At 55.5% G+C, this 17,547-nt stretch carries 12 protein-coding genes; 1 reads left to right on the top strand and 11 read right to left on the bottom strand.

What is annotated here, in order from left to right; translation table 11 throughout:
* Positions 1-102: 102 nt before the first annotated feature.
* The 7 genes from PT279_RS01065 to PT279_RS01035 form a co-directional block, all read right to left on the bottom strand.
* A complete protein-coding gene (locus PT279_RS01065) occupies positions 103-2,862 on the bottom strand; it encodes a KUP/HAK/KT family potassium transporter (protein ID WP_277164617.1) in 2,760 nt (919 codons plus the stop codon).
* A 240-nt stretch (positions 2,863-3,102) separates the two neighbouring features.
* Positions 3,103-4,059, bottom strand: a complete 957-nt coding sequence (locus tag PT279_RS01060; RefSeq protein ID WP_277164615.1) for a TatD family hydrolase — start codon at positions 4,057-4,059, stop codon at positions 3,103-3,105.
* Between the two features lie 586 nt (positions 4,060-4,645).
* Complete coding sequence (rsmI, locus tag PT279_RS01055; RefSeq protein ID WP_277164613.1) at positions 4,646-5,668, bottom strand: 16S rRNA (cytidine(1402)-2'-O)-methyltransferase; 1,023 nt, start codon at positions 5,666-5,668, stop codon at positions 4,646-4,648.
* Positions 5,669-5,743: 75 nt separating this feature from the next.
* Positions 5,744-6,430 carry a hypothetical protein gene (locus PT279_RS01050; RefSeq protein WP_277164611.1) on the bottom strand — a complete coding sequence of 229 codons (687 nt, stop codon included), beginning with the start codon at positions 6,428-6,430 and terminating at the stop codon, positions 5,744-5,746.
* Between the two features lie 2 nt (positions 6,431-6,432).
* Complete coding sequence (locus PT279_RS01045; RefSeq protein ID WP_277164609.1) at positions 6,433-7,779, bottom strand: hypothetical protein; 1,347 nt, start codon at positions 7,777-7,779, stop codon at positions 6,433-6,435.
* The gene (locus tag PT279_RS01040) at positions 7,776-8,513 is read right to left on the bottom strand and encodes an ABC transporter ATP-binding protein (protein ID WP_277164607.1); all 738 of its coding nucleotides are present in this window, start codon (positions 8,511-8,513) and stop codon (positions 7,776-7,778) included. Before PT279_RS01040 ends, PT279_RS01045 begins: the two co-directional genes overlap by 4 nt.
* A gap of 87 nt (positions 8,514-8,600) precedes the next feature.
* A complete protein-coding gene (locus tag PT279_RS01035; protein WP_277164605.1) occupies positions 8,601-8,975 on the bottom strand; it encodes a hypothetical protein in 375 nt (124 codons plus the stop codon).
* A 1,067-nt stretch (positions 8,976-10,042) separates the two neighbouring features.
* Between PT279_RS01035 and PT279_RS01030 the strand changes: the two genes are divergently transcribed.
* Positions 10,043-10,867: an alpha/beta hydrolase gene (locus tag PT279_RS01030; protein WP_277164603.1), complete on the top strand. Its 825-nt coding sequence runs from the start codon at positions 10,043-10,045 to the stop codon at positions 10,865-10,867.
* 487 nt (positions 10,868-11,354) lie between these two features.
* Here PT279_RS01030 and xylA read toward each other — a convergent pair whose 3' ends face one another.
* The 4 genes from xylA to PT279_RS01010 form a co-directional block, all read right to left on the bottom strand.
* Positions 11,355-12,698: a xylose isomerase gene (gene xylA / locus PT279_RS01025; RefSeq protein ID WP_277164601.1), complete on the bottom strand. Its 1,344-nt coding sequence runs from the start codon at positions 12,696-12,698 to the stop codon at positions 11,355-11,357.
* Between the two features lie 272 nt (positions 12,699-12,970).
* Complete coding sequence (locus PT279_RS01020; RefSeq protein ID WP_277164599.1) at positions 12,971-13,279, bottom strand: hypothetical protein; 309 nt, start codon at positions 13,277-13,279, stop codon at positions 12,971-12,973.
* Between the two features lie 343 nt (positions 13,280-13,622).
* Entirely contained in the window at positions 13,623-15,932 is a 2,310-nt protein-coding gene (locus tag PT279_RS01015; protein ID WP_277164597.1) for a glycosyl hydrolase family 65 protein, read from the bottom strand.
* Between the two features lie 388 nt (positions 15,933-16,320).
* Complete coding sequence (locus tag PT279_RS01010) at positions 16,321-17,463, bottom strand: glycoside hydrolase family 172 protein (protein ID WP_277164595.1); 1,143 nt, start codon at positions 17,461-17,463, stop codon at positions 16,321-16,323.
* Between the last annotated feature and the right edge of the window lie 84 nt (positions 17,464-17,547).

Below are 17,547 nucleotides of genomic sequence, written 5' to 3'. Positions count from 1 at the left end.
AGGTTATCTCATATTGTTTTTGGAGCAATAAGCAAGGGGCACCATCCGCATTGAAACGGATGGTGCCCCTGTTAGTTGCCTGCCTAGCTACCCAACCTCAAGTTATGACTGCTTTTCGGATCCGGTGCCGGAAGTATCGGGACGCTGCATAATCTTGGTCTGCTCGCCGGTATCCTCCATCGACGCTGTACCTTTCTTGGCGAGATTGGCCAGCTCCTGTTTCGCGACCTGCGAGACACGCAACGCCTTGTCGGCCTGAACCGCGCGGACCGCCTTCAACGTTTTGGCGGCGCGCAACGCCTTGGCCTTTTCGCTTTCACTCAACGTCTCGTTTTCGGCTTTGGCCTTCACTTCATTAAGCGTCACACGCTTGGCGGTTTTGGCGGAAGCGCCGGCTTCGCCCTTTTTGTTTTCCGTGGCCTTATCAGTACGCGAATCCTTGGATTCGACGCGACGCTTGCCGGTGCTGGCACGCAGCGAGACACGCTTGAGGCGCGGGGGACGGCGGGTGGAGACGAAGAGCGGCTGCACCTCGACCACCGGGTTATAGGGGGCCAGGCCGAACCACTTGACCGGCGAACCGGCCACATGGCGAATGGCGTACTTCATCTTGAGCGACAGCGACTCACGCGCCGTCAGCTTCGATTCCGGCATCAGGGCCTTATGCACCAAGACATAGCGGACGGTGCCGATGTCGGGATCGGCATCGACCTTCGGATAGACCGACTTCTGCTCCGGAAGATCGCCGGAAGCGGACAGGTCGTGCATGATCTGATGAATATAAGCAGGAATCGATTGCGAGACCTTGAAACCGAGCCTGATCCGCACACGGAAGATATAATCGGTACCGAAGTCCTCAACAGAGTACTCACGCGTGAACGGCTCATCCGTGGTGACCACCGAGACGGCCCACCAGGCGCGGGCACGCTTGGGATGGTCGGCGAAAATCGAGAAGAAGATATCCGTGTCAAGACGGTGCATTTCCCAATCGGAGGTCAGGTAGACGATGTTGTCGGCGAAATAAGGAATGCGGAAATCATCATGCAATTTCGCGAGCGCAGGCTTGAAATCGCGCGGCTTCATATGGCGACGCTGCGAACGTTCAATCTTGGTGGCGTCGTTCCAAGTGATCATAATCAGGAGGATCAATGCCGTAAGCAACATCGTGAACCAGCCGCCGTGTAGGAACTTCGCCATGGAAGCGACGAAGAACAACGTCTGGATGGCGATGAACACCACGAAGAAGACAATGGCGAACACGCGATTGTGCTTGAACCAGAGATAGACGGTGAGCAAGATCGTCGTCGTAATCATCGTGACGGTCAGCGCCAGACCGTATGCCGCTGAAATATGTTCGGAATCCTTGAAAATGGCCAGCACTGTAAGGGTTGCCACGCACAGCACGACGTTGACCACGGGGATATAAAGCTGGCCGCGCGTACGTGCCGGATAACGCACCTGAAGATGCGGCATCCAGTTCAAACCGGTGGCCTCGGAGACCATCGTGAACGCGCCGGTAATTAGAGCCTGCGAGGCGATGACGCCAGCGGCCACCGAAAGGATGACGCCGACGTAACGGACATTCGGGCTCATCATCTCAAAGAACGGATTGACGTTGCCAAGCGCGGTGTTGCCTTGGTTGCGCAGCATCCACGCGCCCTGTCCGAAGTAGTTGAAGACCAGCGCCACGAAAATGAACGGCCAGGTGAAGTAGATATTGCCACGGCCGACGTGACCCATATCGGAGTAGAGCGCCTCGGCGCCGGTGGTCGAAAGGAAGACCGTGCCCATGATGGCCAGGCCAGCCAGATTATGTTTGCTGAAGAGGAATTCGATGCCGTAAACCGGGTTGATGGCCTCGAAGATGCTCCAATCACCGCTGATATTGACGATGCCGGTGATTGCGAGGAACGCGAACCAGACCATGACCACCGAGCCGAACACCTTGCCGATACGCTCGGTGCCACGCGATTGGACGCAGAAGAGGATGACGATGATCACGACGGTGATCACGAGTGTCAAACTCGTGTTTTCATGGAACACAGGTTCGAAAAGCGGAATGGTCTTGAGACCTTCAACTGCCGAGGAAATCGAGACTGCCGGCGTCAGGACGGAATCCGCCAGAAACGCGGCGCCTCCAAGCATTGCAGGAATCACCAGCCATTTGCCATGGTGACGAATCAGCGAGAAGAGTGCGAAGATGCCGCCTTCACCTTTGTTGTCGATACGCATGGCGACGAGCACATATTTCACGGTCGTAATCAGCGTAATCGACCAGAAAACCAGCGAGAGCAGACCGAGAATCGCAGGACGGTCGATATTGCCGAACCCGCCCTGACCGACAATGAAGGTCTGCGAAGTGTATAGCGGAGAAGTGCCGATGTCGCCGTAAACCACACCGAGGGCAACGATGGCCATGCCGAGGGTGACTTTGTCCTGACTGGACTGCATCTTGCGCCACCAGCGACCGATCGGACCGTGCGAGGAGGCCTTGGTCAGTTTTTCGGCTTCCTCCTGTTCCTCCTTGTCATGCTTGGCGATTTCCTCGCGCTCCTCTCGGGTCAACGTGTCGCGCGAGACCTTGGGGGCGTTGGTGAACGTGTCGGCACGCAGCAACGCCTTCTTTTCGGCGTTCACCGCACGTTTTTCGGCTTTAAGGGCCTTCTCTTCGGCGCTAACAGCTTGCTTCTCTGCCTTTGATACGACCTTGCTGGCCTTGTCGGTTTCCCGGACGAGCTTACGAACGGCTTTCTTCTCCGTCGGCTGTTTGTCTACGCCGCTATTCTCGGTTTGATTCTTGCCGCGACGACGGTTTCTTCGATTTTGAGGCTGCTTCGACTCGCGATCCTGCGATTGCGCCATGACCTTGCCCTCCAAAACGGGAAAGCGGACACTCTCCCGTATTTATCTTCTTTCAAGCCCGGCTACCGGGCGCTCTCGTTTATAAACCAAGGCGCTAGTTTAGTCTGGCACCCCAAATAAACCAAAATCAACCCGGAAGAAAGAACATAGGGAAACTTGCAAAATCAGGTCAAATTCATATAAATTTTTGCAATTGCATATTTTTCACCAAAGTTGCGCAAAAATCGCTGTAGCTTAGCTTTATACTCCGTACACGGCCCTCGTTGTTTGGCGCGTCGCCTTTGCGACTTCACCTACCGGCAAATCAAGGGTGTCCGCCAGTGCTTTCAAGGTATAAGGAATCATATACGGAGCATTTGGGCGGCCACGGTAGGGCATCGGAGTGAGGTAGGGAGCGTCGGTTTCCACCATGATGTGATCGAGGCCCACAATGGCAGCGGACTTGCGGATTTCCTCGTTGCCCTTGAAGCTCGAAGCTCCTGAGAAGCTCAAATACCAGCCCTGCTCTCGTGCGATTTGCGCGAGCGAGGTGTCGCCGGACCAGCTGTGGAAAACGGTGCGCTCGGGACTGCTGTCTTTGAGCAGGGTTTCGATGACCTCGTTATGTGCATCTCGATCGTGAATCTGCATGGGCAGGTTGAGTTCCTTGGCCAGTGCGATATGGGCGCGGAAGGCGTCGCGCTGGATTTCCATCGCGGCCTCGCCTGTGCGGAAGAGGTCCATGCCGGTCTCTCCGATAGCGACCACCTGCTCGGGGTATGTTGTGGCCAAGCGGTGGACTTCCGCGAGCGCATCTTCAAAACTCACGTCGTGCCAGGACTGATACTTCAACGGCAATCCATCCGGACCGGGGACTCCGCGATGGCCGTGCAGAACCGCTTCGTTAGGGTGGATTGCCAGACCAGCGTGAACAGTCCCCGGATGATCGAGCGCCATCTGCACCGCAACCTTGAGATTCGGCAACTCGCAACTCACGTCAATGACGCCTTCAACGCCAACGGCCTTGGCCTGGTCCAGAATCTCGTCGACGCTGTAAACCGGCACTGGCGGCTGGCTGCGCTCGATGGCCTGCCGGTTCATCTCGCGCGCGAACGGCACCACACTGGCTACATGCGTATGGTCGTCGACCACATGCACTCCATCCGGAAGTGCCTCCGGTGCCGGCGCCCAACTACGATCCCGATGTTTCTTGCTCATGCCGCCCAAGTCTAGTGAAAGCCGTAACAGAGCACGCCAGCAAAAGCCAACGATTCTGCGACTTTCAGACGTTCGTTGCCAGTTTTGCGCTAGGAAAATCAACAAAGAGAAAACACAACGCACAGCATAAAACTCGCTGCGCTGATGAAATGCGACTAAACGATACCTACCGAGCCAATCGCAAGCATCACGATATTAATGAAACTATGGCTGAAACGAATTGGCGGAAATTTTTACGGGACACCTTCGTACCGAACTCAGACCGCCAGACAAGGGAGAGGCACCAGCTTCTGATGCTGGGTTGTCTACTCAATCGCTCCACATAACGAACGCGATGCCTACTCCGATTTTCATCCTATCTGCACATCAGATCAGCCGAAAAGATGCACAATAATAGGAAGCAAGCCGTTCAAAGGGCCGAGTATCGCGTGGAAAGCACCGATAAGAGGTCCAACAATAGCTCCGAGCATCAAAATCACCCCCTTCCATCAAATTGACAACGGATGTTTTATATCATAAAAGACTGGACATTAGCTATTTATAACTGCCATGCACGCTCAATTTCTCTCTCGAAAACCCAGCACTATCACTTCAGCTTGAGGGCGGCGGTGTAGACGGACTTGCGATTCGGAAGGGAGCCGTCGGGCAGTGGGTGGACTTTGACCACCTCGGCAATGGCGTCTTTGATGCGTTCGTTGGTTTTGGCGGCACGTTCGACGGCAAGCGCAGCTAGATCATCGACGCTTAAGACCGTTGCCGTCGCTTCGCCGGCTTTGAGGGCTTCGTCCTCGCTCGCGCCGGCGATGACCAAGACGATTTCACCGCGCGGTGGATCGTCGATGACCGACTGATGAATCTCGCTGACGGTTCCGCGACGAATCTGCTCGTAGTCCTTGGTCAGCTCGCGGCACAGGGCCATCGGGCGATTCGGGCCGAACATCTCCAGCAAATCGTCCATCGTCTCGGCGATGCGGTGCAAGGTCTCGTAGAAAACGATGGTGCGCCGCTCCCCCAGCAGCGAACGGAAGCGCTGGATGCGTTCGTTGTGTTTGCGCGGCACGAATCCCTCGTAGCAGAAGCGGTCGGTCGGAAGACCGGAAAGCGCGAGCGCATCGAGCACAGCGGAGGGGCCGGGGGCGCAGGTCACCGGCAGATCGCGCTCGATTGCGCGGCGGACGATGGCTACGCCCGGATCGTTGACGGTGGGCATGCCCGCATCCGAAACCACCAGCACCGTCGCTCCACGCTCGACCTCGTCAAGCAGGCCGTCGGCCTTCGCACGCTCATTGTGATCATGATTGGCGACGACGCGACCACCCACATGCACGCCGAGCCGGTTCGCCAAATCATAAAGCCGTCGCGTATCCTCCGCCGCAACGATATCCGCACGCTCAAGCAACGCGCGCAACCTGGCCGAAGCATCGCCGACGTTGCCGATCGGCGTGGCCGCCAACACGACGGTTCCACGCGGAATCTCGACCATCACGCCGTCTTCCGGAACTTTGTCACCGTCAGGGTTTTCACGAATATTGTGTTCGCCAATCACGTCTTCCAGCACGTCACGTTCACCGGTATCGTTCTCCGCAGATTCCATATCGCTTGCTTTCATATCTCAAGTATCCATCACCACAATGACGCATCGCAAAACGAATATCCCCTACTGCAGACTAGCGCAAGAACAGAGCTAACGATCACCACGAAGCAGCGGCGCACCAGCACTAGTGACATACCATACACACAACGATGCAACAAGGGCGACGGCAGCCACGATCAACGAGACAAAAGCCCCACTCGGACTACGAGCAAAGCCCCCTTGCAGAAATTCGTTTTCAGGATAGGCCGCCGCAAGCAATGTGTAGACGATAAAAGCAAGAAACGAAACGGCCACACCGAGAATCTTACCCATCAAAGCTATGGATATGACCGCAATCGCCATATACACCGCAATGCATATGCAACAGAAGACCGGCAACGAGAAGGAGATCGCATCACCGAACCGCAAACCACCAGTGATGTAATTCTTATAATCGGGAACCATTCTCAATGGCACAACAGAAAAAAGGCCATACCATATATACGGGCCGATGCATGAAACCAACACGATACAACCCACAACAATTGTATTGCATACTCTTACTTTTGTAACCGAAAGATAGTCGACAAGCGGCAACCTGGGAGAAACACAAACAATCGCCATCGTCCCACAAACGTGACTCACCACCACCGGCAAGGTCAGATATGTGGGTATACCTTGTCCGGTAAGATAAAATGCCGGACGAACATACCAATACCTAGCGCTCAGACAAAATCCCACAACCACAAGCGCCACAGAAAGTACGAGGAAACGGCCTCTGGCATAATAACGAATCATCCTCAAGGCAGATCCTTTTCCGTAATGGCACACGATGCAACCAGTTGCCGGTGCTCCTTAAACCAAGCCGCGAATTGCGCATCGCTCATAGCCCTGAAACCATGACCAAGAGTCTCATTCGGACTCACCGCTTCCCCATCCGACATAGTCGAACCGGACACATCCATGCCGACTCTGCGCTCCAGCTCACGGTGCACAAGACCCGCAGCAGTACTGTTTACCCCAGGTTTTGTGCACCTATCATCGGGAAACACAATCTGTCCGGTGAGCTGAGTCAGAATCTGCTCAGTATCGAGGTTTCCATGTCCGTCATCGTCGATATTGAACGATATGCCAATCGGATTCTTGCCTGTCACCCACTCCGAATACACGCTTCGCTCCGTGCCCGTAAGCCCAGCGACCTTATCAACCAGAGGAGCCAACTCTCTTCTTGCTCGAGCATCCGCAGGATGCAGACACAACTTCACACCCATCTCCGTAACAGCACATTCTTGAGAAAATGGTTCCGGAATGACTAGCTTCTGCGGAATCGCTATGACAAAAACGAGCATGCAAGATATTGCCACAGCCCAAACCCCCGACAACGAATCCAACAGCAACGTATTCCCATCCAAAATCCTCGTGGCAACACATACGACAAGTAAGACGAGCATGGAGAAAAACAGAATGCGCATCACATGTGTGGATATTGACACTTGATACCCAAGATAAGGGTTTTCATCGCCCCAAATAGGCGAAAGCATCAACGAAGAATACCCCGTGTTCACTAGTACCCATTCGTTGACGAACCGCAGACAGACCGAAGCCAAGAGCAACGCGGCCGGGACAACCATTACGCCCCAAGGGCGAGAGCACACCAACGCCAATACCATGCCAAAGGCAACAAAGAAAATCAACACGCTATAAGAATCCGGTAACGCCCACCAATCTACGCTACCCCAAGTGGCATTTGCCGAAAGCCTCACCAGCAACGGAATAAAGCCGATGGTATATCCCACGATGACGGCAACCACAAGTCTGATGACATGATGGAGCCATATGCTCCTTGTTCCCCTTGAGGCGACCCGACCGACAATCACGTTTGAGGGACCGAAATTGCGCCCGACCAAGAACGTCATAACGCCGATAACCAGTGACGGCAACAACACACCCTCACGGCAGGCAACGGTAAATGAGGACCAACAAGTCAAAAAGCCAGACAAAGAACCAAGAGAAGAAAAAAATGACGAAACTGCGCACAACAGCATCGTAACCGCCAGCAACCCTAAAGATGGAAACCATACAGGCAATTTTCGATCAAACAACCGATGGCCCCGCGGACAGGTAAGAGAGATTTCAGAAGCACTCATGACGCCATCATCCTGAAAGCCGTTTCGATGGCCACCGTTCGATCAACGGCAGTCGGCACCTTCGCCACAAGATCATCCACGCTACCATCAAATACCAATCGGCCACAATCCATAATCAGCACACGGTCAGCAAGCCTAGCAACATCCTCCACCAGATGCGTGCTCAGAAGTATGGCAGAACTTTTACCAAGTTCGGCAATCATGCCCCTCAACGCATCCCTTTGAAGCGGATCCACGCCCACCGTCGGTTCATCAAGCAACAACAATTCGGGCTTATGCGCTGTCGCGCATGCAATACCAAGGCGTTGACGCTGTCCCCCGGAAAGGGTGCGCACCCTCCGTTTCGCCAATTCGTCAAGCCCCACCGCTTTCAACGTCTCAAGCGTAACGGCACGCACATTCTGTTCATCAACGCCATGAGCCCATGCCGCATATTCCACATTCGCCTCTACCGTGGAAAAATTCATTACTTCAAAAGATTGAGGCAGATATCCCAAATATCGCCTAGCCTCGATACTTCCTGCACGGGCGGTCACATCCTGCCCCGCCACTTCAACACTGCCGGATGAAGGTCTACGCAACGTGGCCAACAGACGAATCAGCGTGCTTTTGCCGGCACCGTTCACTCCTAACAGACCTGTGATACCGGGAGAGAGACAAAAAGAAATATCCGACAATACAGGATGCCTCCCATAAGAGAAGCTCACCCCCCTGCACTCGGCAATGGTATTCATCGGCAAACCCCTTTGAAAATTCAAAGCCGGTCATGCATATCTGACAATAAATCACTGAATGTGCATGACCGGCCTCATAAGAAACGACTACCGGAATACAGTACGATTGGACTGCGTCTTCGCTCCGGTATCCGAGTATGTTTCCGTATAATATTGCTGACCTCTGGTACCACCAACACGTGTTGTTATCGTACCGTGTCCATAACGAATCAAATAATTCGAAAAGACCTGGTCAGGACCAAATGACACATCACGCTTTGCCAGAACATGAGTATCGGAATTATTGGAACAGTTAACCCGCCCACCTCTAAAAACAACATTGCCACCAGACTGCCATGATTGCGCAACAAGAGAGCATCCCGCCGCCTGGGCGCTAGAAGGTAAAACGGTAAACATTCCCAAGGATAATGCGGCTGCAATAAGCGCAACCAGCGACTTCTTTGTCTTCGACTTTTCAGTCATGATAACTTCTCCTTAAATAAGTTGTTACAGCTTAAAATAAGAGGGTTATATAACCAGTTTTATTATAGACCTAAAATTATCAAATCAGATAACGACACGCCGAACATTGTAACATTCTGTTATAAACTGATCAATCTAGCCTGAAACGTACGATTGTGATCTAAAAAACTTGGGGTACGGACGGAAAGTTAGGGGTGTTTTCCTGTTTTTCGTTGTCTGACCATGCCATGAGGCCGAAAGCCCAGCAGCGTTGGTCAGAGCTTCGGTAGACGAACTGGCCTTGATTATGAACGGTGCTGTACCATTCGATGCACTCTCAGGCCCTGGCGATGACCTGTTCACCGGTGAGTTTCTTTTAGTGTTTGGAACAGATGACTTCGATCTTCAGCCTGCCGAAGAACCATTCCACTGCGCTGTTGTCCGGTGAACAGTCCTTCCGGCTCATAGAGCTTCTGAGACCGGACGCCGGTAGTGGCCCCAGTCGGAATGCATAACTGACCGCCGCCCGCCCCCGGGCGGGAATAGCCACCGCCGTTCTGAGCGACGAGTTCGTCAGTTGGCGTCAGGGTGGTGGCCGGATCTTTTTACCAGTGCCACTACTTCCCGCAATAGGTCGCTCTCCAGCCGCTGGTCCAGCAGCATATGCTTCAATACTTCCGGATCATCCGGCAAGACGCGGTGCCATCTCAGATCTGTGCGGACCCACTCACCCAACGTCATCAACCCCGGACACCCTCCTCGCCGACGCAGCGCCTCTCTAAACCCCACTCGAAACATTCCGCCTGAAGAAATCGCTATACATCGGACCGGAACTCCCATCCAGTCTCCAACCTTCCGCCTGCCCCGCTGCATTCTCAGCAGCAATAACCATTTAGTGACGTGATTGACCGGTTGGAGGTAAGGAAGAAATAAAATTCAGAAGCATTAAATTTATCCTTATCGATCGAGTGCACAACCGTCGGGCAACCTTCTTAGAATCCGGAAGTAGGAATCAGTTGGTTCGACAGCATCATTGATAATTATTGATAAGACACGAAAAGACCACTGACTACAAAAAGGGGCATGAAATGCAATATATTACTAAGACCATCAAGGGTATCGACGGCAGCGTCGCCACGCTGACCGGTTATATCATCGACAATTCCAAGGAAATCGACCCAGACCGTCGGCGTCCGGCGGTGCTCATCTTCCCCGGCGGCGGATTCAACAAGGTGACCGATCGCGAGGCCGAACCCATCGCGATGATGGCCGTGGGCGCGGGCGTGCAGGCATTCGTGCTGCGCTATTCCATCGCGCCCTCGCGTTACCCGGTACAGATGCTCGAAGGTGCCGAAGCCATGAAAATCATCCGCGAGAACGCCGAAGCCTGGCACACCGACCCCGATGCAGTCACCGTGATCGGCTTCTCGTGCGGCGGCCAGCTTGCAGCGTCGATGGCAACGACCACCGGCGACGATGTGATGCGCGAAAACGGCTACGACCCCGACCAGGTGCGTGCCAACGGCCTGGCGCTGGGTTATTCCGTGCTCACCGCCGGCAAATACACGCATGCTGGCACTGTTGACAAGCTACTGGGTGAAAAGAAAACCGACCAGAAGATGCTCGACGAAATCTCTTGCGAGAAGCACGTCGACTCCAAGACGCCGACCACTTTCATCTGGCAGACCGTCACCGACGCGGTGGTGCCGGTGCAGAACTCACTGCTCTTCATCAACGCCTGCGTCGATGCCGGCGTGCCTGTCGAAGCGCACATCTTCCCACACGGCCCGCACAGCCTGGCCCTCGCCACCGCCGAGACGGCCGCAGTCGGCAACGCCGCGCAGATCGAGCCGAGCGCACAGGTCTGGCCGAGCCTCTGGGCTGCTTGGATCAAGCGCAATTTCGTGAAATAAAGTATCGAAATCGAAGGGCTGGTTTGTGCAATGACGCAGAAACCAGCCCTTTGACGGTAAAACCACAACGTTAAAAACTGACTGCCGTTAAAAGCAAGGCATCCGTAGCATTGAAGCCAGAAAACACTCGCTTCACGCTTCAATGCTACATAACACAAAAACGCTGAGGGACAGATTCGCGCAATGATGCCGTTTTCTGAATAACGCTCAATGTGCAGACTACCAAAACGCAGCTTTAAAGCCCAAAATCACGGTTCCCGTCGTTCCGCGCTACACGCACCGAGGAATATACCACCTCAGAGCGCAAGTTTCCCTGAAATCCAAGAAAGTCGGCCCCCGAATTCTCATTCGGCATCCGAGCCTACATACCCATTTCATACAAGGCATTTTGACCGATAACCGACATTTGGCCGGTCACCCGATTGTGGGTGACCGGCCAAATGCTTATAGAAAGAAAAGTATGAAATGGGACTGCAGTTGCCTGGCCTTACTCGCTCAAAGCTTCGATTATGTAGTTGTTGATCGTGGCCTTGACGGACTCAAGGTGATCGGAGTGCGTGGAGGCGATAAGGTCCTTCTGCGGCATATCGATCGCATAGTCTTCGAGCGTGGCCAGCGTGGCGGTGCCGTCTTCGACGGTCTTGCCGATGCCGGAATCGAAGGATTCGTAGCGCTTAGAGACGAGATCCTCGATGTACTTGTCCTCGTGCATCTTCGCGGCGACCAGCAGACCGGCGGCGAAGGAATCCATGCCCGCGATATGGGTACGGAAGAGGTCTTCGGCTTCGAAGGAGCTGCGGCGCGGCTTGGCGTCGAAGTTCAGGCCGCCGTGAGGGCCGATCTGGCCTTCGTCGAGGACCTCCCACATCACTGCGGTGGTCTCGTAGAGGTCGGTCGGGAACTCGTCCATATCCCAGCCGATGAGCTTGTCACCCTGGTTGGCGTCGAGCGAACCAAGCTCGCCGGCGTCGCGCGCAATGCGAATCTCGTGCTGGTAGGTGTGGGTGGCGAGGTTGGCATGGTTGCCTTCGAGGTTGAGCTTGAAGGTGCCCATCAGGTCGTACTTCTGCAGGAACGAGATGGCGGTGGAGGCGTCGAAGTCATACTGCAGGCTGCAGGGCTCCTTGGCCTTCGGCTCGATCAGGAACTGCGCGTTCATGCCGATTTCCTTGGCATAGTCCACACACATGTGGAAGAACTCAGCCATGTGATCCTTTTCGCGGGCCATATCGGTGTTCCAGAGGTTTTCATAGCCTTCACGGCCACCCCAGAAGACGTAGTTCTCGCCGCCGAGGCGCTTGCCGATCTCCAGGCTGTGCTTCAGCTGTGCGCCGGAATAGGCGAAGATGTCGGCGAACGGCGAAGTGGAGGCGCCGTCGACAAAGCGCGGGTTGGTGAAGAGCGATGAGGTGTTCCACAAGAGCTTGACGCCGGTGGACTTCATGTTCTCTTCGATCTTGTCAACGACCTTGTCGAGGTTGGCGTTGGTCTCGCGCAGGGTGTCACCTTCCGGCGCCAAGTCGCGATCATGGAAGCAGAAGTACTGCACGCCGAGCTTCTGGAACAGCTCAAAAGCGTAATCGACCTTGGCAAGCGCCTGATCCATCGGATCGGTGTACTTGTAATAAGGACGATGGGCGGTGCCGTCGCCGAACGGATCGACGAGCTGCTGGTCGAAGGTGTGCCACCAAGCCACGGCGAAACGCAGCCAGTCCTTCATCGGCTTTCCGGCAACCACACGGTCGGCGTCATAATAATGGAAACCAAGCTCTTCCTTGACTCCCTTGTCATGCCCGACATACTGAATTTTGTCAACATCCCACAACCCCATAGGTTGCTCCTTTGCGCACATGCCGTCGTTGCAGGCGACATTGGTTAATTCGTTTCATTTACATCGTAAACCGCCCGATCCTATTATGTCAAATCATTTAATTATTGTGCGGGAAAAAATCCGTTCTCACTCGAAGCTATGTTCCGGGCGTCAAATAGCCTGCGCCGATATCCTCGCCATTAGCGACCCAATCGCAACAAACAAAATCCGCCACCAGCAACATCAATTGCAGGCGGCGGATTCCGTTTCCTATAAATATTTAATTGTTTGCGTTAGCCTTCAAGGCTGCGGGCGCGCAACTGCGTCTTTCCGATCGTACCAGAGCCGTTGCTACGTTCAATATTGATAGTGGCGCTCGGCGACGCGCCGGACCCCTTGCCACCATCGAACGTGAGGACGTTGGTCGTCATTTCATCCGCCGTCCCCTCCTGCCAGCTAACCGTCGAAGGAGCAGCCGCGGCAGTGGGCTCGGCACCCCAGAATGTTATGGAGCCTTTGAGAGAAGCATCATCAGAGGAGTTCGGACTGGTAAATGAGACGGAAACCGAACCATCGGAGAACTGCTGGGCTTGATAATTCACACCGTCACTCTGCCAGGTTATCGGCGACTGATCCAAAGGCTGTGTGGGTTGGGCAGCAAAAGCTACCGACGGGCTGACAAACGCCACGCTCGCAAGTAGCGCCGCAGGCAGACGCCGCGCCCAAAAACTGCTTTTTGCTGTTACTCATGATGCACTTCCTTCGCCAATGAATCGGAGTTGATAAACCGCTTAGCGATAGATTATACCTTATAAAGCAAGCCAAGCGATACCGCCACCAACCACATATATGTCGAGAAATACGCGACCAACGATATCGTCAGAAACCGCCGAAAAGCACCGAAACATCCCGGGAAAAGACGTCACAGAAAGTGTCGGCCACAACTCAGACCGTGCGAAGCTCGCCCTTGACCTTGAGCGTCACCGAGTCGCCGGAAACTCGGCGGACCGTGACTTCGCCGTGGGTGACGGTGATGACCAGGCGCGAGCCATGGATGGTGAGCCGGTAGGTGAGGCTCTCCCACTCATTGGGCAGGTGCGGATCAATCGAAAGCTCTTCGCCACCCGAATCGCGCAGGCCGCCGAAGCCGGCGACCACCGACATCCACACGCCGCCGGCCGAAGCCAGATGGATGCCATCGGAGGTGTTGCTGTGCAGGTTGGCGACATCGGCGTAGAGCGACTCCAAAAAATACTGCATGGCCAAATCGCCATAACCGACCTCGGCCGCCAAGATGCACTGCGAGGCCGCGGAAAGCGAGGAATCACCCGTGGTCAGCGGGTCATAGAAGTCGAAATCGCGCCGCTTGACGTCCAAGCCGAAATTCGAGGAAAGCAGGTAGAGCGCCAGCACCGTATCCGTCTGTTTCAGCACGCGACGGCGGTAAATGACCATCGGGTGATAATGCAGCAGAAGCGGGCGCTCGGTATCGTGTTCGAAATCCCAAGGTTCGCGACGCATGATGTCGTCGTCCTGAAGGTGGATACCGAGCTTCTCGTCGTACGGCAATTTCATCAGTTCGGCGATCTCGCGCCAGCGCATCGATTCACCAGGCTTGATCGAAAGACGCTGGACCACGGCGTTGAGCTCCTCGCCCTCAAGCGATTCCAGAGCGTCTGCGGCCCGGCGCAGGTTGAACTGGGCCATAACGTTGGTGTAATAGTTGTCATCCACCAGGGCGGTGTATTCGTCCGGGCCGGTGACCGTGTTGATATGGAAGGTGCCATCCCAGCCCATATAGCCCAGGCTCGCCCACATCCTCGCGGTCTCGACCAGAATATCGATGCCTTCCGTGGCCAAAAACTCGTGGTCGCCGGTCACCGAAACGTACTGGTTGACGGCGTAGGCGATGTCCGCATCAATGTGGCATTGGGCGGTTCCGGCCTCGAAGAAAGCCGAGGCCTCCTCACCGTTGATCCCACGCCACGGGAAGAGCGCGCCTTCCACGCTCATCATCCGGGCACGTTTGCGGGCCGCCGGCAGCATGCGGAACCGATAGGAAAGGATGTCGCGGGCGCGCGCCGGGTTCGTATAGATAAGGAACGGGACGATATACGTTTCCGTGTCCCAGAAGTAATGGCCGGAATAGCCGGTGCCGCTCAGGCCCTTGGCCGAGACGCCGTTGGATACGGTGGCGGTCGCCTGCGCGAGCTCGAAAAGCTCCCAACGCAACGTCTGCTGAAGCCGGCCTTCGCCGTCATCGATGACGACGTCGGATTCCTCCCAAAAACGGTTCAGCCATGCCCGCTGTTGCTGCTGCAACTGCTCAAGACCTTGGGCGACGGCCCAGTTCAAAGTTTCCGCGCAAAGCCTGATCAGCTCAGCGGAATTCTGGGTTTCGAAAGTGGAAACCTGGAGTCCTTTATCTATTCCGATAGGATTTATCCGATATGTATTGTAAGCGGCGTAGCGCAAAACTTGCTTTTCACCGCCATCGGGCACATTGACATCGAAGATTTCGGGAATCATGTCGTCGTCGAGCTGCTGGCAGAAGCCGACGCCCATCGTCAGACCGGAATGCAGGCAGTGGAAGGCACCGAAACTCTCGTCGGCCACGCCTCGGGAAATGGCATCGACCTCGAGCTTGCGCAGGCCGCCGTCGGCGATCAGGTCGGCCTTGCGCGGGTCGACGTCGCGGGAAACCACGGGATGGTCCGTGTTCATCTTGCCTTCAACGTGGATGTTCAGGTCGCGCCCGCTGGCACGGAACGTCAAGGTCGTGGCCATCAGATCGGCGCGGAAAAGGCAGACCATGGTGACAATATCGACCTCGAGGCTCACACCGTCATCAACGTCATACGTATAGGAACGGGTGGCAGTACCTTCTTTGAAATCGAGGCTCTGCGAGACATCATGGGGATCGCTCAGCTCCTTGCCGTCAACGGAAAACTTGAAATCCACCGTATCGGGCACGCCCTGCACCACCTGGCCCACACGCGCGAAGCCGTAGGCCTCCTCAGCGTGACGGATGGCAAAAGTCTCATGGAAACCGCTCAGGAACGTGCCGGCACCGAGATTACGCGGCGCGTTAGCCTCGCCGCGCACACCGATGGTGCCGTTGGAAAGGGAGAACAGCGTGGCGCTTTCGGCCGTCGGCTCACCATATTCGGTGAATTTCCACGGGTCGATAGGGTAACGGCCAGTATCGAGCGGGTCGTCTTGCAAGTCCAGTTGCCGAATCTCGTTACTGTCCAACGCTTTCCTCCAATATTTTTAACATTGTGCCGTCTACGGATGCCTCCGTCGACATTACTCACGGTTGGTAAGCATACTCCATATGGAGTAATGGCGTGGCCTGAAGGCAGCTTTAAAAATCTACAATTTGCGTCATAAACAAGCCGCTGACAAACCCCTAGCGGCTCAAAAATGACACAACCCGGCACCCCGCCATGGCAAGACATTGGGGCCCGCTCAGCGGCTTGCCTATGGAGCAAGCATGCTCGAATTGTTGGCGCTGCGGCACTGCCGGAAGCACGGAGACTGGCCGCCGACCAGAGCACGGCGAATCGGACATGACTTTTGTGCCGAATCCGAAGACCAGCCACCTCACCAGCTTTTTATCGCCCGCAATCTCACCTGCTGGTTACCTGGGCTGGCGGAAACGGCGGCCACCAATCGGCGCGAACGGTGCGTGCGGCTCGCGCTGATACCAATAGGCGACGCTGGCCACATCGTCGCTGCGTTCGAAGAGGCCAGTCTCGTCGGCGCCTATCTGCTGGATGGTCACGCGCAGGTCATCCTCAAAATAAATGGGGTCAGGAATGTGCCAACGATAAAGGCCGCGAGTCACCGGCGTGGCTTGGTCCCAATAGTCGCTTTCGCGACCAACCAAGTTCTGCGAACGGAACGGGAAACCGACGAACGGGGCACAATACGTCTGTTCGTGCATGCGATGATTTTCATCGAAATCGGCGAAGCTCCAGGCCCCGCCGAAATAATCCTCGGTGCCAGTGCTGGTAATCGTGGGAAAATCGGTGTCGCCGTCAAGATAGAACTTGACCTCGCCCTCGCCCCACCAGCGACTTTCCAGCGCCGTCAACGCCAGGTAGGTGCCGACATAGGTGCCCTGACCGCGCACGTTGTCGAGAATGGTGTAATCCTGCTGTTCCTTGGTGACCCGCTCACGACGCCACTGGGCGTGGAAACGCATCGCATCAGCCGGCAACGCATCGTATTCGGTGTAATCAATCTGGTAGAAGAACGCCGGAACGTCCTCGTTGTGATCGTTGCGCAAGACGATTTTGGCGTGCTCGAACGGCATGGCGAAATAGCAGTTGAAGCCGCGGTTGGGCGCGACCATGATGGGCATGGAGTTGACGCGGCAATCCTGCGCATGGCCGCAGCAGAAGAAGTCGCCGATCGGGCAGAGCACGGACGGGGTTTCCTCGCCGTCCCAGTAGAACTCGAGGATGAGGTTGCGCAAGACGTTCGGGCCGGTAGGGCTGGTCTTATCTGTCACGGTCATCCAGATATGACGGATCACGGCCGGGCCGTCGACGTCCATCAGGGTCACGGATTCGCCGGCCGGAACAGAACCAAGGCAAGGCGTCCCCTTACGAGAGGGGCCAAGTTTGCTGGCGGTTTGCGCCGCGACTGCCTTGTCACCGGTCGGGTTTTCGGCATTGATGCAACGCGAGCGCCCGCGCGAGGCCGTCGCCAGCCCGTCCATTATGCCGAGCCCGTAACCTCCAAGCCCTTGGGCTGCCTCCGCCGTTACATCGTTCATCGATCTTGCCTTTCCTTGATTTATATATCATTATTCTTACCGGCACATATGACACTGGCATGACATCGAATCCGATGCCAAAAC

The sequence above is a fragment of the Bifidobacterium sp. ESL0784 genome, assembly GCF_029433295.1.
GTDB lineage: Bacteria > Actinomycetota > Actinomycetes > Actinomycetales > Bifidobacteriaceae > Bifidobacterium.
Note: the sequence above shows the minus strand (reverse complement) of the source record. Positions and strands in the feature narration are given on the sequence as shown.